The 21,351-nt window shown below is 71.7% G+C and carries 22 protein-coding genes; 15 read left to right on the plus strand and 7 right to left on the minus strand.

Translation table 11 applies throughout. The features are described 5' to 3' along the window. The first annotated feature begins 107 nt into the window (after positions 1-107). From AB0K80_RS20835 to AB0K80_RS20845, 3 genes are read left to right on the plus strand one after another with little or no spacing between them, the layout of a single operon-like run. Positions 108-863, plus strand: a complete 756-nt coding sequence (locus tag AB0K80_RS20835) for a (Fe-S)-binding protein (RefSeq protein ID WP_365671699.1) — start codon at positions 108-110, stop codon at positions 861-863. Next, on the plus strand, positions 860-2,350 hold the full coding sequence (locus AB0K80_RS20840) for a LutB/LldF family L-lactate oxidation iron-sulfur protein (protein ID WP_365671701.1): 1,491 nt from the start codon (positions 860-862) through the stop codon (positions 2,348-2,350). The genes AB0K80_RS20835 and AB0K80_RS20840 overlap by 4 nt, the downstream gene beginning before the upstream one ends. After that, a complete protein-coding gene (locus tag AB0K80_RS20845; RefSeq protein WP_365671703.1) occupies positions 2,311-3,006 on the plus strand; it encodes an LUD domain-containing protein in 696 nt (231 codons plus the stop codon). The genes AB0K80_RS20840 and AB0K80_RS20845 overlap by 40 nt, the downstream gene beginning before the upstream one ends. An 86-nt stretch (positions 3,007-3,092) precedes the next feature. On the opposite strand, the gene AB0K80_RS20850 is transcribed toward AB0K80_RS20845, so the two are convergent. The 3 genes from AB0K80_RS20850 to AB0K80_RS20860 all read right to left on the minus strand — a co-directional run bounded on the left by AB0K80_RS20850 (position 3,093) and on the right by AB0K80_RS20860 (position 5,235). Then, the gene (locus AB0K80_RS20850) at positions 3,093-3,452 is read right to left on the minus strand and encodes a cupin domain-containing protein (protein ID WP_365671705.1); all 360 of its coding nucleotides are present in this window, start codon (positions 3,450-3,452) and stop codon (positions 3,093-3,095) included. Positions 3,453-3,574: 122 nt separating this feature from the next. Then, on the minus strand, positions 3,575-4,555 hold the full coding sequence (locus AB0K80_RS20855) for a threo-3-hydroxy-L-aspartate ammonia-lyase (protein ID WP_365671706.1): 981 nt from the start codon (positions 4,553-4,555) through the stop codon (positions 3,575-3,577). After that, the gene (locus AB0K80_RS20860) at positions 4,552-5,235 is read right to left on the minus strand and encodes a PAS domain-containing protein (protein WP_365671708.1); all 684 of its coding nucleotides are present in this window, start codon (positions 5,233-5,235) and stop codon (positions 4,552-4,554) included. Before AB0K80_RS20860 ends, AB0K80_RS20855 begins: the two co-directional genes overlap by 4 nt. Before the next feature lie 182 nt (positions 5,236-5,417). On the opposite strand from AB0K80_RS20860, the gene AB0K80_RS20865 reads away from it, so the two are divergent. The 8 genes from AB0K80_RS20865 to AB0K80_RS20900 all read left to right on the plus strand — a co-directional run bounded on the left by AB0K80_RS20865 (position 5,418) and on the right by AB0K80_RS20900 (position 13,098). Further along, the gene (locus AB0K80_RS20865; protein WP_365671709.1) at positions 5,418-6,344 is read left to right on the plus strand and encodes a zinc ABC transporter substrate-binding protein; all 927 of its coding nucleotides are present in this window, start codon (positions 5,418-5,420) and stop codon (positions 6,342-6,344) included. A gap of 56 nt (positions 6,345-6,400) precedes the next feature. After that, positions 6,401-7,216, plus strand: a complete 816-nt coding sequence (locus tag AB0K80_RS20870) for an ABC transporter ATP-binding protein (protein WP_365671862.1) — start codon at positions 6,401-6,403, stop codon at positions 7,214-7,216. Then, complete coding sequence (locus AB0K80_RS20875) at positions 7,213-8,121, plus strand: metal ABC transporter permease (RefSeq protein ID WP_365671711.1); 909 nt, start codon at positions 7,213-7,215, stop codon at positions 8,119-8,121. Before AB0K80_RS20870 ends, AB0K80_RS20875 begins: the two co-directional genes overlap by 4 nt. Positions 8,122-8,338: 217 nt before the next feature. After that, positions 8,339-9,343, plus strand: coding sequence for a sugar ABC transporter substrate-binding protein (locus tag AB0K80_RS20880; RefSeq protein ID WP_365671713.1), 1,005 nt, complete (start codon positions 8,339-8,341; stop codon positions 9,341-9,343). Positions 9,344-9,476: 133 nt separating this feature from the next. Beyond that, on the plus strand, positions 9,477-10,472 hold the full coding sequence (locus AB0K80_RS20885; protein WP_365671715.1) for a branched-chain amino acid ABC transporter permease: 996 nt from the start codon (positions 9,477-9,479) through the stop codon (positions 10,470-10,472). Positions 10,473-10,482: 10 nt separating this feature from the next. Further along, complete coding sequence (locus tag AB0K80_RS20890; protein WP_365671717.1) at positions 10,483-11,475, plus strand: branched-chain amino acid ABC transporter permease; 993 nt, start codon at positions 10,483-10,485, stop codon at positions 11,473-11,475. Next, positions 11,465-12,340, plus strand: coding sequence for an ABC transporter ATP-binding protein (locus tag AB0K80_RS20895; RefSeq protein ID WP_365671719.1), 876 nt, complete (start codon positions 11,465-11,467; stop codon positions 12,338-12,340). Before AB0K80_RS20890 ends, AB0K80_RS20895 begins: the two co-directional genes overlap by 11 nt. Before the next feature lie 2 nt (positions 12,341-12,342). Next, positions 12,343-13,098, plus strand: coding sequence for an ABC transporter ATP-binding protein (locus tag AB0K80_RS20900; RefSeq protein ID WP_365671721.1), 756 nt, complete (start codon positions 12,343-12,345; stop codon positions 13,096-13,098). Positions 13,099-13,117: 19 nt separating this feature from the next. Here AB0K80_RS20900 and AB0K80_RS20905 read toward each other — a convergent pair whose 3' ends face one another. Further along, on the minus strand, positions 13,118-14,374 hold the full coding sequence (locus AB0K80_RS20905) for an ABC transporter substrate-binding protein (RefSeq protein ID WP_365671723.1): 1,257 nt from the start codon (positions 14,372-14,374) through the stop codon (positions 13,118-13,120). A 550-nt stretch (positions 14,375-14,924) separates the two neighbouring features. Beyond that, on the minus strand, positions 14,925-15,929 hold the full coding sequence (locus AB0K80_RS20910) for a LacI family DNA-binding transcriptional regulator (RefSeq protein WP_365671863.1): 1,005 nt from the start codon (positions 15,927-15,929) through the stop codon (positions 14,925-14,927). Between the two features lie 214 nt (positions 15,930-16,143). Between AB0K80_RS20910 and AB0K80_RS20915 the strand changes: the two genes are divergently transcribed. The 4 genes from AB0K80_RS20915 to AB0K80_RS20930 are packed head-to-tail and all read left to right on the plus strand — an operon-like array spanning position 16,144 to position 20,454. Further along, the gene (locus AB0K80_RS20915) at positions 16,144-17,094 is read left to right on the plus strand and encodes a TIM barrel protein (protein WP_365671726.1); all 951 of its coding nucleotides are present in this window, start codon (positions 16,144-16,146) and stop codon (positions 17,092-17,094) included. Between the two features lie 8 nt (positions 17,095-17,102). Beyond that, positions 17,103-18,533, plus strand: coding sequence for a sugar porter family MFS transporter (locus AB0K80_RS20920; RefSeq protein ID WP_365671728.1), 1,431 nt, complete (start codon positions 17,103-17,105; stop codon positions 18,531-18,533). A gap of 35 nt (positions 18,534-18,568) precedes the next feature. Further along, entirely contained in the window at positions 18,569-19,588 is a 1,020-nt protein-coding gene (locus AB0K80_RS20925; RefSeq protein WP_365671730.1) for a Gfo/Idh/MocA family oxidoreductase, read from the plus strand. Beyond that, positions 19,585-20,454, plus strand: a complete 870-nt coding sequence (locus AB0K80_RS20930) for a sugar phosphate isomerase/epimerase (protein WP_365671732.1) — start codon at positions 19,585-19,587, stop codon at positions 20,452-20,454. Before AB0K80_RS20925 ends, AB0K80_RS20930 begins: the two co-directional genes overlap by 4 nt. An 8-nt stretch (positions 20,455-20,462) precedes the next feature. On the opposite strand, the gene AB0K80_RS20935 is transcribed toward AB0K80_RS20930, so the two are convergent. Both AB0K80_RS20935 and AB0K80_RS20940 read right to left on the minus strand, forming a co-directional pair. Next, on the minus strand, positions 20,463-20,888 hold the full coding sequence (locus AB0K80_RS20935; RefSeq protein ID WP_365671865.1) for a cupin domain-containing protein: 426 nt from the start codon (positions 20,886-20,888) through the stop codon (positions 20,463-20,465). Positions 20,889-21,026: 138 nt separating this feature from the next. Beyond that, entirely contained in the window at positions 21,027-21,311 is a 285-nt protein-coding gene (locus tag AB0K80_RS20940; protein ID WP_365671734.1) for a hypothetical protein, read from the minus strand. Positions 21,312-21,351: the final 40 nt, after the last annotated feature.

Consider the following 21,351-nt stretch of genomic DNA (forward strand, 5'->3'; position numbering starts at 1 on the left):
ACTCCCCAGCCGGTGGTGCCCGGTGCTGCGGGTACCGGCGGGGGCCTCCCCCGGGCCCGCGCACCTGACTACGCTTCTCATCCGAAGATCAACCCCAAGGAGCCGCGATGCGTGTCGCCCTGTTCCTGACCTGTGTCAACGACACGCTCTATCCGGACACCGGGCGCGCCGTGGTGAAACTGCTGACCAGACTGGGGGTCGAGGTCGACTTCCCGATGGCGCAGACCTGCTGCGGACAGGCCCACTACAACACCGGGTACCGGCACGAGGCGGAGCCGCTGGCCCGGCACTTCTGCGAGGTCTTCGCGGAGTACGAGGCGATCGTGACGCCGTCCGGGTCGTGCGGGGCGATGGTGCGGGAGCTGTATCCGCGCATGGGTGAGCGGGCCCGGGCCGAGGGCCGCGGGGACACGCTCGCGGCCGCGCTGGCGCCGGTGGTGCCGAAGACGTACGAGCTGACCGAGTTCCTGGTGGACGTGCTGGGCGTGACGGATGTCGGGGCGTACTACCCGCACAAGGTGACGTACCACCCGACCTGCCACGGGCTGCGCGGACTGGGCCTGGGCGACCGGCCCCGGCGCCTGCTCCAGGCCGTGAAGGGGCTGGAGCTGGTCGAGCTGCCGGGCGCGGAGGAGTGCTGCGGCTTCGGCGGCACCTTCGCGCTGAAGAACGCCGACGTCTCGGCGGCGATGGGCGCGGACAAGGTGCGCAACGCCGAGTCGACGGGCGCGCAGGTGCTGTGCGCGGCCGACAACTCGTGTCTGATGCACCTCGGCGGCACGATGGCCCGGCTGCGCACCGGCATGCGGCCGGTGCACCTCGCGGAGATCCTGGCGAGCACAGAGGAGGAGCCGGCCGTATGAGTGGCACGTTCGTCGGGATGCCCGCGTTTCCCCCTGCGTTCCCCCAGGCCGCGCGCGAGGCGGTGCGGGACCGGACCCTGCGGGGCAACCTGCGGCACGCCACCCACACCATCCGCGCCAAGCGGGCCAAGGCCGTCGCCGAGGTCTCCGACTGGGCGGCGCTGCGGGAGGCGGGCAAGCGGATCAAGGACCACACGCTGCGCCATCTCGACCGGTACCTGGTGCAGCTGGAGGAGGCCGTGACGGCGGCGGGCGGCACCGTCCACTGGGCCGCCGACGCGGACGAGGCCAACGAGATCGTCACCCAGCTCGTGAAGACGACCGGCGAGTCGGAGGTCGTCAAGGTCAAGTCGATGGCCACGCAGGAGATCGGCCTCAACGAGGCGCTCGAAGCGGCGGGCATCCGCGCCTACGAGACCGACCTCGCCGAACTGATCGTGCAGTTGGGCAGGGACCGGCCCTCGCACATCCTCGTCCCGGCGATCCACCGCAACCGCGGCGAGATCCGGGACATCTTCACCCGCGAGATGAGCCGGTGGGGCCGCCCCGCGCCGGAAGGTCTCACCGACACCCCGGCCGAGCTGGCCGAGGCCGCCCGTCTGCACCTGCGGGAGAAGTTCCTGCGCGCCAAGGTCGGCATCTCCGGCGCCAACTTCATGGTCGCCGAGACCGGCACGCTGGTGGTGGTGGAGTCCGAGGGCAACGGGCGGATGTGCCTGACCCTGCCCGAGACGCTCATCTCCGTCGTCGGCATCGAGAAGATCGTGCCGACCTGGCAGGACCTGGAGGTGTTCCTCCAGACCCTCCCCCGTTCCTCCACCGCCGAGCGCATGAACCCGTACACCTCGACATGGACCGGCACCACGGACGAGGACGGACCGCGCAGCTTCCACCTGGTGCTGCTCGACAACGGCCGTACCGACACCCTCGCCGACGAGGTCGGCCGCCAGGCTCTGCGCTGCATCCGCTGTTCCGCGTGCCTGAACGTCTGCCCGGTCTACGAGCGGGCGGGCGGCCATGCGTACGGCTCGGTCTACCCGGGTCCCATCGGGGCCATCCTCAGCCCCCAACTGCGGGGCACGGCAAGCGAGATCGACGCCTCCCTGCCGTACGCCTCGTCACTGTGCGGGGCCTGCTACGAGGTGTGCCCGGTCGCCATCGACATCCCCGAGGTGCTGGTGCACCTGCGGGAGCGGATCGTGGAGGGCGGGCAGGTCACCCGGGAGGGCAACAAGGTGGTACTGCGACCCGCGAAGGGGCACGCCGCCGAGCGGGCGGCCATGCGGGCGGCCCGCTGGGCGCTCGCGCACCCGGGCGCGCTGCGCACCGGGCAGCGGCTGGCGTCCCGGACCCGCCGCTTCCATCCGCGTACGCTGCCGGGCCCGGGCCGGGCATGGAGCGGGAGCCGGGATCTGCCGGAGGTGCCGGCGGAGCCGTTCCGGGACTGGTGGCAGCGCACGCGCGGCGGAAAGGACGGCGTCAGGTGACCGGGCGGACGAGCAGCCGGGAACGGATCCTGGGCCGGGTACGGCGTGCCCTCGCGGACGTCCCCCGGGACGGCGGCACGCCCTACGAACAGGCCGTTCCCCGCGACTATCTGCGGGAGCACGGTGAGCGGACGGCCGAGGAGAGTGTCGAGCTGCTCGCCGAGAACCTGGCGGACTACCGGGCGGTCGTCCACCGGTGCGCCGATGCCGGACTCGCCTCCTTGATCGCCCGGCTGCTCGACGACCGGGGCGCGAGGACGGTGGTGGTGCCGCCCGGTCTGGATCCGGCCTGGCTGGCAGCGGCCGATGCCGAGCAGGTGCCGGACCGGGCCGAGAGCACTCCGTACGAGCTGGACCGGGTCGACAGCGTGCTGACGGGATGCGCGGTGGCCATCGCCGAGACCGGCACGATCGTGCTGGACGGTTCTCCCGACCAGGGCAGGCGAAGGATCACGCTCGTGCCCGACCACCACATCTGCGTCGTCCGCGTCCCCGAGCAGGTCGTCTCGTCCGTCCCCCAGGCCCTGGCACGCCTCGACCCGGCCCGCCCGCTGACCTGGATCTCCGGCCCGTCGGCGACCAGCGACATCGAGCTGAACCGGGTGGAGGGAGTGCACGGACCGCGCACTTTGGAGGTCATCCTGGTAACCGGATGACTACCCAGTGTTCCACGTGAAACATCGTCCCGGACCTGGCTGCTACCGGTGTGCCTCAGCAGGTGCGGGGTCAGTCAGGCGCGGGGTCAGTCCGCCTTCGCGTACTGCTGGGCCATCTGCCCGGCGAAGTCGTACGTGATCACGGGTTCGTCACCCACCACCCAGGCGTCGTGTCCCGGCGGGCACACGAAGACGTCACCGGGTCCCACCTCGCCCTCGGCGCCGTCGTCCATGCGGATGCGCAGCCGCCCCTGGACGATGTAGCCGTTGTGGTGGACCTGGCAGCTGTCCGTTCCCGCGATCTGCTTCACGGACTCCGACCAGCGCCAGCCCGGCTCGAACGTGGCCACCGCGAAGTCCAGGCCCGTCATGTGGACCGCTTCCAGGTGTCCCCGGGGGAAATCGCGCCGCTCGTCCGGCTTGTCGAGCGTCTTGACCTCGAGCATGACGCTCCTCCTTTCCGACCGTCTGCCACGGCCGGGGCGGGTCTCCGTCTGGCGCGAGCGGCCCGGCGGGGGCCGCGCCCCGCTCAGGTTCCATCGTCCGTCGGCCGCACCGGCGCCGCCATTCAGGCAGGGCCGGGTCCGCAGAGCCGGGCGAAACGCTCGGCGTCGATGTTGCCGCCGGAGATGATCACGCCGACCCGGCGCGGGAGGGGGCCGACGCGGCCGGTGAGCAGCGCGGCCAGCGGGGACGCGCCGCTCGGCTCGACGACGATCTTCAGGCGTTCGAAGGCGAACCGCATCGCGTCCCGGATCTCGTCGTCGCCGACCAGCACGATCCCGTCGAGCAGCCGCTGGTTGACGGAGAAGGTCAGCTCCCCGGGGATGTCGATGGCCTGGCCGTCGGCGATGGTGCGCGGGACGGGGATGCCGACCCGCCGGCCCGCTTCGAGGGACCGCTTGGTGTCGTCCCCGGCCTCCGGCTCGACGCCGATCACCCGTATCCCGGGGTGCAGGCCCTTGGCGGCGGTGGCGCTGCCGGCGATGAGCCCGCCGCCGCCGACGGGGGTGAGCAGCGCGTCCAGTTCGCCGGTCTCCTCGAGGAGTTCGAGTGCCGCGGTGCCCTGTCCGGCGATGACGTGCGGGTGTTCGTAGGGCGGGATGAGGGTCATGCCCCGTTCGGCGGCCAGGGCCGTGCCGATGGCGTGGCGGTCACCGGTGTAGCGGTCGTAGGTGACGATCTCGGCGCCGTATCCCTCGGTGGCCGCCCGCTTGGACGGCGGGGTGTCCTCGGGCATGACGATCACCGCGGTGGTGCCGAGTTCGCGGGCGGCCAGTGCGACGGCCTGGGCATGGTTGCCGGAGGAGTACGCGGCGATGCCCCGGGCCAGTTGCCCGGGGGTGAGACGGGAGGCGGCGTTGTAGGCGCCGCGGAACTTGAAGGCGCCCACGCGCTGGAAGTTCTCGCACTTGAGGAAGACCTCGGCGCCGACGAGGGCGTCCAGGGTGCGGGAACGCAGCACCGGGGTGCGGTGGGCGACGCCCTTGATCCGCGCGGCGGCGCCGCGGACGTCGTCGAGGGTGACCGGCGGGGTGGTGGTCGTCACGCTTGTCCTCCGGAGGGGATGGTCGGGTCGGTCGCGGCGCGGGCCTGCGCGAGGTAGTGGTAGGCGGACGCGCGTGAGATGCCGAGCCGGGCGGCGACCTGCTCGATCGCCCGCCGTACGGCGAACACGCCGCGCGCATCGAGGTCCCGGAACAGCGCCAGGCGCTCCGCGCGGTCGAGTTCGGCCCAGCTCTTGTGCCGGTGGGTGTCGACAAGGGCGTCGACGACCGAGTCGATGTCGTTGCCGAAGGTGGTGGTCGGCAGGTCGGCCGGGTGGCCGTCGCGTCCGGCGAGCGCGCCGAGCAGGCTGTGCACCCTCTCGACGGCGGTGACGTCCACGTTGACGCACAGGGCGCCGAACACGGCCCCCGTGGAGTCCCGCAGCACCATCGTGGACGACTTCACCAGGGTTCCGTCGCGGGTACGGGTCAGGTAGTTCAGCTCGTCGGCCGCCTCGTCGCCGCGGGCGAGGACGCGCATCCCGATCTCGCTCATCGCTCCGCCCACGGCCCGTCCGGTCACCGACCCGGCGACGGCGACCACCGACTTCTCCGGGGTCCGGTAGTCGTGCAGCACCGCCTCGCACACCGGCCCGAAGGTCGCCGCGAGGCCGTCGACGACCGGCGCCAGCGCACGGAGGATCGCGTCCCGCTCGGCGTCCACGCTTCCTTCGGCCACCATCGGCCCCCTTCCTCACCTGGCTTCCCAGACTACACGTCCAGCGCTGGACGGACAGTCCAGCACATCGCCAATAGTTGGCAATGGTTTTCACATGAGTTCGGCCTGATCGCGCTGTTGACAATCATTGCCAACTAGCGTGAGGGCCGACCGGCACCCGTGTGCACCACCGTCCTGGAGGACCCATGTCCCTGTCCCCGTCCTGGCGTCCGGCGCTGCTCGCCGGCGCCTGCCTGGCCCTGCTCACGGGCTGCGGCTCGTCGGACGCAGCCCGTCCCACGCCGGCACCGGCCGGTTCGGCCAGGATCGCGGTGGTCGCCTCCACCAACGTGTACGGCGACATCGTGCGGCGGATAGGCGGCGCGAAGGTGGACGTCACCTCGATCATCAGCGACCCGGACCAGGACCCGCACTCCTACGAGGCCGACGCCCAGAACCAGCTGGCGCTGTCCAAGGCCAAGGTCGTCGTCGAGAACGGCGGCGGTTACGACGACTTCGTCGACCGGATGCTCTCCAGCGGCCACAACGGCTCCGCCGAGGTCGTCAACGCCGTCAAGGTGTCCGGGAAGAGGGCCCCCGAGGGCGGCGAGCTCAACGAGCACGTCTGGTACGACTTCCCCACCGTGGCCAAGATCGCCGACCGGGTCGCCGACGCGCTCGCCAGGGTCGACGGCGCGGACGCGACGACGTTCCGGAAGAACGCCACCGCCTTCAAGGCGCGGCTCACCGCGCTGGAGGCGAAGGAGGCACGGATCAGGAAGGAGCACGGTGGTGAGGCGGTGGCCATCACCGAGCCGGTGCCGCTGTACATGATCGAGGCGAGCGGGCTGGTCAACCGCACCCCTGCTCAGTTCAGCGAGGCCATCGAGGAGGGCGACGACGTCTCCCCCCGGGTCCTCCAGCAGACCCTGGCGCTGTTCGGCGGCAAGCGGGTCAAGGCGCTGGTCTGCAACGAGCAGACCTCCGGCCCGCAGACGCAGAGGGCCGAACAGGCGGCGAAGGCGGCCGGCATCCCCGTCGTGCCCGTGACCGAGACGCTGCCGAAGGGCAAGGACTACCTCGGCTGGATGACGGCCAACCTGGACGCGCTCGCCCGCGCGCTGCACACGTGAGGCTCCCGGACGTGACCCCCGTACCGCCGCCCCGCCGGGCCGATGCCGGTCCGGCGGTGATCAGCCTGCGCGGGGCGGCCCTGTCCTACGGTGAGCGCACGGTGTGGAGCGGCCTGGACCTGGACGTGCGGCCCGGGGAGTTCCTCGCCGTGCTCGGCCCGAACGGCGCGGGCAAGACCAGCTTCGTCCGCGCCCTGCTCGGGCAACGGCCGCTGTCTGCGGGCACGTTGACCGTCCTCGGCCGGCCCGCCCGCGAGGCCGGCCGGCACATCGGCTACATCCCGCAGCAGGCGGCGCTGTCCGCGCAGGCCCTGCTGCGCGCGCGTGACCTGGTGCGCCTCGGGATCGACGGGCACCGCTTCGGGCCGCCGCGCCGCCCCGGCGCCACGCGCCGCCGGGTGGACGACCTCCTGGCGGCGGTCGGAGCCACCGCGTACGCCGACGCCCCCCTCGGCATGCTCTCCGGCGGCGAACGCCAGCGGGTGCGCATCGCCCAGGCGCTGGCCACCGACCCGCGCATCCTGCTGTGCGACGAGCCGCTGCTCTCCCTCGACCTGCACCACCAGCGGGCCGTCACCGAACTCATCGACGCCCGGCGCCGCGCGCACGGCACGGCGGTGGTGTTCGTGACGCACGAGATCAATCCCGTGCTGGGGCTGGTGGACCGGGTCCTGTACCTGGCGCCCGGCGGGCACCGGACCGGCACCCCGGACGAGGTACTGACCTCCGAGTCGCTGTCGCGGCTGTACGGCACCCAGGTCGACGTGGTCCGCGTACGCGGCCGGATCGTGGTCGCCGGAGCCCCCGACGACACCGCCACGCCACCGCACCACCCGCACACCGCGCACGAGACCGACGGAGTCGCCCCATGACGCTCGCCGACGGGGTCTGGCAGCAGATCTTCACCTTCGACCACTACGGCGAACTGCTGGCCCTGGTCCGCAACTCCCTGGTCGCCGGGGTCGCGCTCGGCCTCGTGGGCGGGCTCGCCGGGGTGTTCGTCCTCATGCGGGACCTGCCGTTCGCGGTGCACGGCATCAGCGAACTGTCCTTCGCGGGCGCGTCGGCGGCGCTGCTGCTCGGGGCGAACATCGTGGCGGGCTCGATCGCCGGCTCGCTGCTCGCGGCCGGCGCCATCGGCGTGCTCGGCACCCGCGCCCGGGACCGCAACTCGGTGATCGGCATCATCATGCCGTTCGGCCTGGGCCTCGGGGTGCTCTTCCTCGCCCTGTACAAGGGGCGCGCGGCCAACAAGTTCGGGCTGCTCACCGGTCAGATCGTCGCCGTGGACACCCCGCAGATGTCCTGGCTGCTCGGCACTGCCGCGCTGGTGCTCGTCGCGCTGGCGGTGATGTGGCGCCCGCTGACCTTCGCCAGCGCCGACCCGGACGTCGCCCGGGCGCGCGGGGTGCCGGTGCGGGCGCTGTCCCTGGCGTTCATGCTCGTGCTGGGGCTCGCGGTCGCCCTGTCCGTGCAGGTGGTCGGCGCGCTGCTGGTCCTCACCCTCGTCGTCACGCCTGCCGCGGCCGCCGCCCGGATCACCGCCTCGCCGGTGCTGCTGCCCGCGCTCAGCGTGCTGTTCGCCGTCGCCTCGATCGAGGGGGGCATCCTGCTCGCGCTGGGCAGCAGCATCCCCATCAGCCCGTACGTGACGACCATCTCGTTCACGATCTACGCGGTGTGCCGGATGGCCGGGCGGTACCGCGCCCGGCGGTGGGGCGCCCGGCCGATCGACGGCCCGGGCACCGTCACGGCCCGCTTTGTTGAGACGTCCTGACAAAGCTGTTGACAACCCCTGCGGGCGGCCGCATAGTACCTCCCACTAGAGCGCGCTAATAAAGCGCTCTAGTCGGCCCCACACCGGGACGCCGCCGCTCATCCCCCGCCCCCTCGGGCCCCACGGCCCCCGCTCGGCATGTCCGGAACGCCGACCGGCAGCCGTCCCCCCCACGCCACCCGAATCCCGCCCCGACCAGCACAGAGGTGCAAGGGACATGCACAGACACCATCGAGCCGCCGCGCTGACCGCCACCGCCCTCGCCGCGGCCCTGCTCATGACCGCCTGCTCCAGCGGCTCCGGCGGCAAGAAGTCCGAGGAAGGCGGGCCCCAGGCCGCCGCGGGCAGGGCGAACACGCCCCGGATGACCGTCGCCATGGTCACGCACGCGGCCCCCGGTGACACCTTCTGGGACCTGATCCGCAAGGGCGCCCAGGCCGCCGCCGCGAAGGACAACGTCAAGCTCGTCTACTCCAGCGACCCGGTGGCCGGCAACCAGGCCAACCTGGTGCAGAACGCCATCGACCAGAAGGTCGACGGCATCGCGCTGACGGCCGCCAAGCCGGACGCGATGAAGGACGTGGTGGCCAAGGCGCGGGCGGCCGGCATCCCCGTCGTCGGCTTCAACTCCGGCGTGGACGACTGGAAGAAGCTCGGCATGCTCGAGTACTTCGGGCAGGACGAGAACATCGCCGGCCAGGCCTTCGGTGAGCGGCTCGGCCGGCTCGGCGCCAAGCACGCCGTCTGTGTCATCCAGGAGCAGGGGCAGGTGGCGCTGGAAGCCCGGTGCGCCGGCCTGAAGAAGGGCTTCAAGGGCGAGACCGAGACCCTCTACGTCAACGGCACCGACATGCCGTCCGTGAAGTCCACGCTCACCGCCAAGCTGCAGAAGGACCCCTCCGTCGACCAGGTGGTCACGCTGGGCGCCCCGTTCGCGCTGACGGCCGTGCAGTCGGTGAAGGACGCGGGCAGCAAGGCGAAGGTGGCGACCTTCGACCTGAACAAGGACCTGGTCAAGGCGGTGCAGGACGGCAGCGTGGAGTTCGCCGTCGACCAGCAGCCGTTCCTCCAGGGCTACCTCGCCGTGGACTCACTGTGGCTGTACCGGACGAACGGCAACGTCAGCGGCGGCGGCACCGCCCCGGTGCTCACCGGACCGGCCTTCGTCACCAAGGACAACGTGGACGCCGTCGCGACGTTCGCGGAACGGGGCACGCGCTAGCCTTCCGTGCCGCTCAGCGCCGTGGCCAGCGGCGGGCACCCGGCCGCCCCCTCGGGAAGGGGCCCTGGGTGTCCGTCCCGCCCTAGACTGTTTACACAGACAGTCCGGACGTATCAAACATATCGGGCTCGTGATGCGTGGGCGGTGGGTTCTCGTTCCGGCGCTCGGCCTGCTCCTCGTGGTGCTGTGCGCGGTCGCCGCACGGGCGCAGGGCGAGGAGGGCCGCCACGGCCCCGGCTTCGGGGCACGCGCGCTGCAGGCGTTCATCGACGGGGTGCAGTTCGGCGTCATCATCGCGATCACCGCGGTGGGACTCTCGCTGATCTTCGGCACCATCCACCTGATCAACTTCGCGCACGGCGAGTTCGTCACCATCGGTGCCACGGTCGCGTTCTTCCTCAACGTCTCAGCTGCCGGCCCCGGCTGGCACCTGATCCCCGCCGCCCTCGCCGCCGTCGTCTTCGGGGCCCTGGTGGGCTGGGCCACGGACCGCGGTGTCTGGCGGCCCCTGCGCGCCCGGGGCACCGGGCTGATCAACATGTTCATCGTCACCATCGGCCTGTCGCTGCTGCTGCGCCACGTCGTGCTCGTGCTGTACGGAAACCGTCCGGCCTCCTACGCGCAGTACGACATCCAAAGCGCCATCGACCTGGGACCGGTCGGCATCACCCCGCGCGATCTCACGGTCACCCTGCTGTCGGTGCTGGTACTGCTCGGCCTCGCCGCCCTGCTGCAGCGGACCCGGATCGGCACCGCCGTCCGGGCGGTCGCCGCCAACCGGGACCTGGCCGAGGCGTCCGGCATCGATGTGCGGCGGGTGGTGAGCATCGTCTGGATGGCCGGGGGCGCCCTGGCCGCCCTCGGCGGAATCTTCTTCGGCCTGGTCGAGGTCATCACCTGGGACATGGGATTCAGACTGCTGCTCCTCATGTTCGCGGGGATCATCCTGGGCGGCCTCGGATCCGCGTACGGCGCGATGGCCGGGAGCCTCGTCATCGGCATCGTCGCCCAGATGTCCACCCTGTGGTTCCCGGTCGACCTGCAGTACGCCTGGGCGCTGCTGGTCCTCATCGTGGTGCTGCTCGTCCGGCCGCAGGGCCTCCTCGGCCGTCGCGAGCGGGTGGGATGAGGAGGCGGTCGTGGACGTCTCGGTCATCGTCTCCGACGCGCTGCGGTCCGGTATCGGTCCCATCGCCGCGGTGTACGCGCTCGCCGCGATGGGCCTGAACCTGCACTTCGGGTACACCGGCCTGCTCAACTTCGGCCAGGTCGGCTTCATGCTGGTGGGCGGCTACGGGCTCGCCATCACGGTTGCGACGTGGTCGGGACCGATGTGGCTCGGCGTGTTCGCCGGACTCGGCTGCGCGATCGTGCTGGCGCTGCTGCTCGGCCTGCCCACGCTCAGGCTGCGCGCCGACTATCTCGCGATCACCACGATCGCCGCCGGGGAGACGCTGCGGCTGTTCTACCGCTCCAGCTGGGCCGAGCCCGTCACCGGCGGCGTGTACGGGCTGCAGAGGTTCGCGGGCGACTTCTACGACCTCAACCCGATTCCGCGCGGCACCTACGGCCTGTGGCTGGTGGAGTTCGGCGCCCGGGACCTGTGGGTGATGACCGTCGGCTGGGCGCTGGTGGTCCTGGTCGGGATCCTGCTGGCGCTGCTGGTGCACAGCCCCTGGGGCCGGGTCGTGCAGTCCGTCCGCGAGGACGAGACGGCCGCGCGCAGCCTCGGCAAGAACGTGTACGCGTACAAGATGCAGTCCCTGGTGCTGGGCGGCCTCCTCGGCGGTGCGGCGGGCATGCTGCAGGCGATCCAGGTGCAGTCGGTGAGCCCCGACAGCTTCGACCCGGGCGTCACCTTCTTCCTGTACACGCTGCTGGTGCTGGGCGGCGCCGGGCGGATCCTCGGGCCGGTCGTCGGCTCGGTGCTGTTCTGGTTCGTGCTGACCTTCCTCGACAGTGCGCTGCGGCAGGCCATCGGCGCGGGCTACATCTCCTCGGAGCTGATCAGCACGTCCGAGGTGGGCGCCGTGCGCTTCGCCCTGGTGGGCATCGCCTTGATCCTGCTGATCGTCTTCAGGCCGCAGGGTCTTCTCGGCAGCCGGAAGGAGATGATGCTCAGTGGCCGCTGACTCCGCTCCGGCAGGTGGTGCCGCCAGCCCCGTGGGCCTCGCCGGAACCCCGCCCGAACCCGGGGTGCGCAAGCCCGATCCCGTGCTGGTCATGGACCGGGTGACGCGCACGTTCGGCGGGCTGGTCGCCGTACGGATCGAGCATCTGGAGGTGCAGCGCGGGGTCATCACGGCGCTGATCGGGCCCAACGGGGCCGGCAAGACGACGCTGTTCAACGTGGTGAGCGGGTTCGACCGGGCCGACGGCGGCCGGTGGTCGTTCGACGGGAAGCCCCTCACCGGCCGCCCGGCGTACCGGGTGGCGCGCAGCGGGCTCGTCCGGACGTTCCAGCTCACCAGGACCCTGCCCCGGCTCACCGTCCTGGACAACATGCTGCTGGCCGCCCCCGGGCAGCGCGGCGAACGGCTGCTGCCGGCGCTGGTGCGCCCGCTGTGGCGCGGGCAGGAGCGCGATGCCCGGCGCCGGGCCGAGGAGCTGCTGGAGCGGTTCCGGCTCACCCCGGTGCGCGACGACTACGCGGGGACCCTCTCCGGAGGGCAGCGCAAGCTGCTCGAACTGGCTCGCGCCCTGATGTCCCGGCCGGTCATGCTGCTGCTCGACGAGCCGATGGCCGGGGTGAATCCCGCGCTGGTCCAGTCCCTCCTCGGCCACATCACCCGGCTGCGCGACGAGGGACTGACCGTCTGCTTCGTCGAGCACGACATGGACGTGGTCATGGGCATCAGCGACTGGGTCGCCGTCATGGCCGACGGCCGGCTGGTGGCCGAGGGCCCGCCGCAGACGATCGGCCGGAACCCCGCCGTCGTGGACGCCTATCTCGGCAGGCGGCACGACGAACCGGAGGCGACCGGCGGAAGGGAGTGACCATGCCCAAGGGCGAGCGGACACCGGCACCGGCGGCACCGGTCCTGGCGGCCGACGAGATCGTGGCCGGATACGTGCCGGGCGTCGACGTCCTGCGCGGGTGCAGCGCCGAGGTGCGGCCGGGTGAGCTGGTCGGGGTGATCGGCCCCAATGGAGCGGGGAAGTCGACCCTGATCAAGGCGGTGTTCGGGCTGCTGCGGGTGCGCGGCGGGACGGTACGGCTGCACGGGGAGGAGGTCACCAACCGGCCCGCGCACGAGCTGGTGCGCCGCGGTGTCGGGTACGTGCCGCAGTTGCAGAACGTCTTCGCGGAGCTGACGGTCGAAGAGAACCTGCGGATGGGCATCTACCTACGGCCCAGGGCCTACGCACGGCGGGCCGCGGCGATGGAGGAGCTCTTCCCCGTCCTGGCCGCCCGGCGCAGGCAGAAGGCCGGGGCGATGTCCGGGGGCGAGCGGCAGATGCTCGCGATGGCGCGCGCGCTGATGACGGAGCCCCGGCTGCTGCTGCTCGACGAGCCCTCGGCCGGTCTGTCGCCGGTCCACCAGGACATCGTCTTCGACCGGGTGAAGGAGATCAACGGGGCGGGCGTCGCCGTGCTGATGGTCGAGCAGAACGCCCGCAGATGCCTGCAGATCTGCGACCGCGGCTATGTGCTCGACCAGGGCCGCAACGCGTACACCGGCACGGGCAGGGCCCTGCTGCACGACGAGAAGGTGATCGAGCTGTATCTCGGCACCCTCGCCCGCGTCCGCTGATCCCCTCCGCCTCTCGGGTTCACTCCTGGGTGCTCACCTCCGTGCGCAGGGTGCGCAGCTTGGCCTGGTCGTCGTAGCCGTACACCTCGATCGTCGCCCGGCCCGGCTCACCGGCGTCGGTGAAGTCGAGCGGACCGCTCACACCGTCGTAGTCGATGTCCCGGCCGGCCGCGAGCAGCCGCTTGCAGTCGGCGAAGGACGTGCACTTCTCGCCGTCCTTGGTGATGCCGTTCATCTCCTTGACGAAGACCTCCGGGTTGTCCGACCCGGCCTTCTCCGCGGCGAGCGCGACCGTCGTCACGCAGTCGAAGGCCTGGGGTGCGTACTGCAGCTCCTTCAGGTCCGGGGCGAACTTCTTCAGATCGTTGACGTACCGTTCGTTGGCCGCCGAGGCCGGGGCCGTCCCCTTCATGCCGGCGAGCCGTTCGGGGTTGCCGCGGGAGACCAGCGAGGGCAGGTCCTCACTGCGCAGTCCGTCGGCGCCGTACACGCCGACCCGGTCCGGTCCGAGTCCCGCCTCGATCAGGCCCTGCAGAATCCGGGCGCCCTCCTCGAAGGCGATCAACACGACAGCGTCCGGGTCGCTGTTCCTGACCTGCTGCACGATCTGGTCGAAGTTGGTGGCCCTCGGGTCGTAGGTCTCGGCGAGCGCGACGGTCGCGCCGCCGTCCCTCAGGGACTCCTCCGTGCTCCGCAGCAGGCCGCGCCCGTAGTCGTCGGCCCGGGCGATCAGGGCCACCCGCTTGTGGCCGTCCTCCCGCACGGCGTCCGCGAGAACCGGCCCCTGCAGGGCGTCGCTCGGAGCGGTACGGAAGTAGTATCCGTCGTCCTCGTAGTCGGTGAACGTGGGGGCGGTGTTGGACGCCGAGCACTGCACCACACCCGCGCCCGTCACCCGGTCGATGAACGCCAGCGACATGCCGGACGCCGCGGCACCGATCACCGCGTCCACGCCGGCGGCGAGCACCCGGTCGGCGGACTGGGCGGCCACCGCCTCCTGACCGGCCTCGTCGCTGCCGACCACGGCCGGCACCGGCCTGCCCAGGACGCCACCGGCGTCGTTGATCTGCTTGATCGCGAACTTCACCGACTCGATCTGCGGCGGTCCAAGAAAGGCGAGCTGTCCCGTCTCCGGCAGGACGTAGCCGAACTTCAGCTCGCCGTCCTCGTCACCGGCGGGCAGCGCGGACGCGGTACCGCCGACCGCGCCCACCATCGAGATCACCAGCGCGGCGGCACTGGCCAAGACCGCAGAACGCCGTATCGGCGCCTTCATGTCCGCCTCCTCTCTCCGGAGGCCGACGGCAGGCCGTCAGGTCGGCCTTCCGCCTGACCATCTCCTTCGAGCATAAAACGGAATAGAACACATGAACGTCTGCGGGTGTGCCTCGCGCTGCCGGGCGGCCTGCTTCGCCCGCGATTCTTTGATCGTTGCTGTGCCCGCAGCGGGCGGGTCTGGTCGCCATCGCCGCGCAGCTCGACGGCGGCGGACCCGGACCGACCAACCCGGCCCTGTACGAGCTCGCCTCCAACCCGGCCACCTACGCGGCGGACTTCCAGGAGGGCATTCATCGGCCTGGGCACGCCCGACGCGGCGAGGCTGCTGCCCGACCTCGTCAGCGCCGTGCACGGCGGCTGACCCGCCGGATCACCCGAGCTGGCATCCTGTCTTCGTCGGCGACGGGATGCCCGGTCGCCGTTGCCGCGGCCGCCGGCCCCGGCATGGAGCCCCCCGTCCCGGTGCTGGTTCATGCCGAGACCTGCGGCGGGATCGCGGCAGCGGCGGAGCACGGGCGGACCCGCCGGGGTGTCACGACGGCGGGCTGTCAGGACGCCGGCTCCTGCGGGGCCGGCCCGCTCGTGCCCCGGACCACCAGCTTGGGGTCCACCACCGCCTCCCTCGGCTCCAGCGTCCTGTCCTCCAGCCGCTCCACGGCGAACCGCACCGCGTGCTCCGCCATGAGCGCCGCGTCCTGGCGGACGGTGGTCAGCCCGATCGGCATCAGGTGGGAGAGGTGGCTGTCGTCGTAGCCGACGACGGACACATCGCGCGGCACGTCGATACCGGACCGGGTCAGTACCGTCAGCAGACCCCAGGCGCAGCGGTCGTTGCCCGCGAGGACCGCGGTCGGCAGCGGCAGGCCGCGCTCCCGCTCGGCGAGCAGCGCACGGCCGGTCTCGATGCCGGACTGTTCGGTGTGGTCGCCGGGGATGACCCGCATCTCGGCGTCGAGCCCGTGGCGGCGCATCGCGGCACGGTAGGCGCGCCGCCGCTCGGCGGACCCGGGGCCCCGGTCGCCGTCGATGTGCACGATCCGGCGGTGCCCGAGCTCCACGAGGTGGTCCGTGGCCTGGCGGATACCCTTGGCCTCGGCGGAGTGCACGAAGTCGACGCGGGCGTGCGGCACCCGGCGGCTGACCGAGACGGTGACCGTACGGCGGCCCAGTTCGTCGAGGTAGGCGGGCTCGGCGTCGGGGCCGAGCAGGATCACCGCCTCGCAGCGGTGCCCGAGCAGCGCCTCGACCGCCTTGGCCTCGCTGCGGCCCTGGGCGGCCGCGGACAGCAGCACGTCGTAGCCGAGCCGTTCGGCCTCCGGGTAGATGCCCTCGATGAGGTTCGTGTGGAACGTCTGGTGCACGGTGAACATCACGCCGAGGGTGCGGCTGCGCCCGCGGGCCAGCAGCCGGGCCGCGTTGTCGGGGCGGTAGCCGATCTCGTCGGCGACGCGCAGCACCCGCTCACGGGTCTCCCGGCTGGCGCCCGGCTGGTTGCGGAAGACGATCGAGACGAGCGCCCGTGAGACCCCCGCCTTCTCGGCGACATCCGCCATCGTGGGCCGCTGCCTGCCCGAACCGTCCACCTGTGCACCCACCTTTCGCCGCCGCCCACCTTACGGCCCGCCCCGACGTCCCCCGTCCGGAAATCTTCCCGCCACACGGTATTGACATGACATTTGGACAGGGCTCATCGTACTCGTCTAGAGCGCTCTAGTAGAGCGCGCCAGGCAGTTCCTCACCGCCCTCCCTCCCTCCGAAGGACTCGCTATGGCAATGGCGCCTTCCCCGCCCCCGGTCCTCGCGGGCAACCTGTGCCTCGGTTCCGCCCCCGACTCCTGGGGCGTGTGGTTCCCCGAGGACGAGCACCAGGTCCCGTACACCCGCTTCCTCGACGAGCTCGCCGAGGCCGGCTACCGGTGGCTGGAGCTGGGCCCGTACGGCTACCTCCCCACCGATCCGGCACGGCTGACGGACGAACTCGACGCCCGGGGCCTGAAGGTCTCCGGCGGCACCGCGTTCGGCGCGCTGCACCGCCCCGAGGCCTGGGACGAGATGCTCGCGCACGTCCGCCGGGTCGCCGCGCTGACCGCCGCCGCGGGCGCCCACCACCTGGTCCTCATCCCGCCCATGTATCGCGACGAGAAGACCGGCGCGTTCACCGAGTCGCCGGACCTGACGGCCGAGCAGTGGGCGGGCTTCGGCGCCCGGGCCGACCGGCTCGGCAGGCTCCTCCTCGACGAGTACGACGTACGGCTCGTCGTCCATCCGCACGCCGACAGCCACCTGCAGACCCAGCCGGAGATCGAGCGGCTGCTCAACGAGTCCGACGGCCGGTACACCAACCTGTGCCTGGACACCGGGCACGTGGCCTACGGCGGTGGGGACAACCTCGACCTGGTCCGCCGGTTCGGCGAACGCGTCGGCTATGTGCACATCAAGCAGATGGATCCGGCGGTGCTCGCCCAGGTCGCCGCCGAGGACCTCTCCTTCGGCGAGGCCGTCCGGCGCGGGGTGTGCGTGACACCGCCCGCGGGGGTGCCCGACCCGGCCGACGTGGTGGCCGAACTCGCCCGGCTGGACGCGGAGTTGTTCGTAATCGTCGAGCAGGACCTGTACCCGTGCGCGCCCGAGGTACCGCTGCCCATCGCCGTACGGACCCGTGAACACCTGGCCGGATGCGGTCTGGTGGGAACCCGCCGCCCGAAGCTCACGCGCTAGGAGGCCCCATGGACGTCAGGGACGACACGAAACCCGCCACGCCGGACACGACCACGCGGGACGACGCGCCGCCAGCGGTGCGGCGACGGCTGCGGGTCATCACCGTCATCGCCACCTTCGGCGGACTGCTCTTCGGCTACGACACCGGCGTCATCAACGGCGCCCTGCCCTACATGACCGAGGATCTCGGCCTGACCCCGGTCACCGAGGGCATGGTCACCAGCTCGCTGCTGCTGGGCGCCGCGCTGGGCGCGGTGGCCGGCGGGCGGCTGTCGGACGCGCGCGGCAGGCGGCGCACCATCCTCACACTGGCCGTGCTGTTCTTCGCCGGCGCGCTCGGCTGCACCCTCGCCCCCAGCACGGCCGTCATGGTCGTCGCCCGGTTCGTGCTCGGTCTCGCGGTGGGCGGCGCTTCGGTGACCGTGCCCGTCTACCTCGCCGAGGTCTCCCCCGCCGAGCGGCGCGGCGCGCTGGTCACCCGCAACGAACTCATGATCGTCAGCGGGCAGTTGCTGGCCTTCACCTCCAACGCGGTCATCGCGCGGGTGGGCGGCGAAGCGGGTGGGGTGTGGCGCTGGATGCTGGTGGTCGCCACCCTGCCGGCCGTCGTGCTGTGGTTCGGGATGCTGGTCATGCCGGAGAGCCCGCGCTGGCTGGCCGCGCAGAGCCGCTTCTCCGACGCCCTGGAGGTGCTGCGGCAGGTGCGCTCGCGGCAGCGGGCCGAGGCCGAGCTGAGCGAGGTCTCCGCGCTGGCCGTGCAGGACGGGCGGGAGAAGCTCGGCGGCATCCAGGAGATGAAGGCCGTGCCGTGGGTGCGCAGGCTGATGTTCGTCGGGTTCGGCATCGCCGTCGTGCAGCAGATCACCGGCGTCAACACGATCATGTACTACGGCACGCAGATCCTCACCGACGCCGGTTTCGCCGCCGACAGCGCGCTGACGGCGAACATCGCCAACGGGGTGATCTCGGTACTGGCCACCTTCGCCGGCATCTGGCTGCTGGGCCGGGTCGACCGCCGTCCCATGCTGATGGCCGGTCAGCTCGGCACCACCGCCGCCCTGTTGCTGATCGGGGTGTTCTCGCTGGTGCTGCCGTCCGGCGACGGGCGCGCCTACGCCGTGCTCGCCATGACCGTCACCTTCCTCGCCTTCCAGCAGGGCGCCATCTCCCCGGTGACCTGGCTGATGCTGTCGGAGATCTTCCCGATGCGGATGCGCGGCTTCGGGATGGGTGTGGCGGCCGTGGTGCTGTGGCTGACCAACTTCGTGATCGGCCTGGTCTTCCCGTCCCTGGTCTCCGGCATCGGGATCTCCAGCACCTTCTTCCTGTTCGTCGCGGTGGGCCTGGTGTCCCTCGCCTTCGTCCACCGCTGCGTCCCCGAGACCCGGGGCCGCACGCTGGAGACCCTCGAGGCCGAACTGCGCACCCGCTTCTCCTGAAACCCCCTCCGAAGGACCATGCAAGGGATACGACCATGACCGTACGTGTAGGTGTCATCGGCGCCGGAATGATCGGCCAGGACCACATCCGGCGCCTGACCGAGGTCGTCACGGGCGCCGCCGTGACCGCCGTGACCGACCTGGACGCCGCCCGCGCGGCGCAGGTCGCCGCCCGGGCCGGGGCGAGGGCGCTCCCGGCCGGCGCCGACCTCATCGCCTCCCCGGACGTCGACGCCGTTCTCGTCACCTCCTGGGGACCCACCCACGCCGAGCACGTGCTGAACGCCGTCGCCGCCGGCAAGCCCGTGTTCTGCGAGAAGCCCCTGGCCACCACCGCCGAGGACTGTCTGCGGATCGTCGACGCCGAGCGCGCCCACGGCCGCCGTCTGGTCCAGGTCGGCTTCATGCGCCGCTTCGACGCGGGCTACCGCCAGATGAAGGAGCAGCTCGCCTCCGGTGCCGTCGGCGCCCCGCTGATCGCGCACTGCGCGCACCGCAACCCGACCGTGCCGCAGGCGTACCACTCGGCGATGGCCGCGCAGGACACGGCCGTGCACGAGATCGACACCCTGCGCTGGCTGCTCGACGACGAGATCGTCTCGGCCCAGGTGATCACCCCGCGCGCCACCGGCAAGCGGTTCGCGCACCTGAAGGACCCGCAGATCATGCTCTTCGAGACGCTGAGCGGCGTCCGGATCGACCTCGAGGTGTTCGTCAACTGCCAGTACGGCTACGACATCCAGTGCGAGATCGTCGGCGAGGACGGCCTGCTGCGGCTGCCCGACCCGGCCGCCGTCGGCGTGCGTACCGCGGGCCGGCACACCACCGCCGTCCTGAAGGACTGGAAGGGCCGCTTCGCGGACGCCTTCGACGCCGAGTTCCGCGCGTGGATCGACGCCGTCGCCGCGGGCGCCGAGCCGACCGGGCCGACCGCCTGGGACGGCTACGCCGCCACCGTCATCACCGACGCCGCCGTCCGCTCCCTGGAGTCCGACGGCACCGTCGTCACCGTCGACATGAAGCCCCGCCCGGCGTTCTACGGAGGCACCGCATGAAGATCGCCCTCGACCCCTACATGTTCCGCGCGCTGCCGCTCGACGAGATGGTGCGCACCGTCGCCGAACTCGGCTACGAGTACATCGAGTTGTCGCCCCGCGACGACTTCATGCCGTTCTTCCTGCACCCGCGGGCCGACGACGCGCGCGTGGCGGAGTTCAAGAGGTCCCTGCGCACCCACGGGGTGCGGCTGTCGTCGGTCCTGCCCCTGTACAAGTGGTCCTCGCCGGACGAGACCGAACGGCAGGCCGCCGTGCGCTACTGGAAGCGGATGATCGAGATCACCGTGGACCTGGAGTGCCCGCTGATGAACTCGGAGTTCAACGGCCGCCCGGAGCGCGCCGCCGAGAGCGAGGCGGCGTTCTGGCGCTCGATGGAGGACCTGCTGCCCCTCTTCGAGCGGGAGGGCCTCGCCCTGAACCTGGAGGCCCACCCGGACGACTTCTGTGAGGAGAACACCCCCGCGGTCGATCTGGTCCGGGCGATCAACAAGCCCTGGGTGAACTACCTGTACTGCGCCCCGCACACCTTCCACCTGGCCGGCCCGGGCGAGACCGGCGCGGACATCGCCGCGATGCTGCGCCACGCCGGTGACAAGCTCGCCCACGTGCACATCGCGGACTCCTTCAACCACAAGGGCTCCTCGGGCCTGCGCTACATCCTCAACCCGCCCGGCACCCCGGCCCGGATCCACCAGCACCTGGACATCGGCCAGGGCGAGGTCGACTGGGACGCCTTCTTCGGCACGCTGCGCGAGATGAACTTCGACGGGGTGGCCACGGCCTGCGTCTTCGCCTGGGAGGAACGGGCCCGGGAGTCCTCGGCGTTCATGCTGGACCGCATCCGCAAGGAGCTCGCCGCGTAGCGTTCCCGCTAGCGCGGGTCCGTCTCGCCCAGCCGGTACAGCTCGGGTACGGGGACCTTGACCGGTTCCTGCGTGGTCCGGGCGATCACGACGACCGCCGGCTCGTCCGGGTCGGGGTTCTCCTCGCGGTGCGGGACGAACGGGGGTACGAGGAAGAAGTCGCCCGGGCTGCCCGGGAGCCTGACCTCCCGGGTGCCGTCGTGGTAGACGAACACGGGGTGACCGCTGACCACGTAGATCCCCGCCTCGGAGTCGCCGTGGTGGTGGTTGTCCGTCGCGCTCGACGGCGGGTTCACCACCAGGCCCATCCACAGCTTCCTCGATCCGACCGTGCTGCCGCTGATCGCGGTGGGCCCGTCCAGCTCGCCCGCCGGCACGTGGTGGACGCGGTTGGTGCGCGGTGCGTCGTCGCCGGGGCGCTGTGCGGGACGCATGTCTGCGTGGGCACTCATCGTGCAGCCTCCTGGTCTCGTCGGCCTTGGCGGTCACCAGACTGCGACCGCGCCACCCCGAGCACCAACGGCTGTTGCCGAAACGGCAAAGAGGATCAGGGAGCCCGGGCGGGGCACCCCTCACCGGGAGACGAGGTGCAGGATCGCCGTGCCGTCCTGGCCGGTCGCCGCCTGGATCACCACGGCGTCGGGCTGGGGACTCGGCCGGGCGGCCTCGCCGAGCGGGCCGCAGGAGTTGCCGCTGCCGTTGACGCGGAGCACCGTGACGCAGCCCTGTCCGGGGCCCGTCGCCCCGCCCCTGGACTGGCCGCTGCCCGTCTGGACCGTGTAGGCGACCTTGTTCGGGCCGACCTCGGTGACGGACAGCGTCGCCGGGCCGCGCGGGCTCGCGAAACGGAAGCTCACCGGCTCGGACACCGCGATCGCGCAGTCGCCGTCGGCGCAG

Origin of the sequence: Streptomyces sp. NPDC052682, from assembly GCF_040678435.1 — a bacterium.
Lineage (GTDB): Bacteria > Actinomycetota > Actinomycetes > Streptomycetales > Streptomycetaceae > Streptomyces.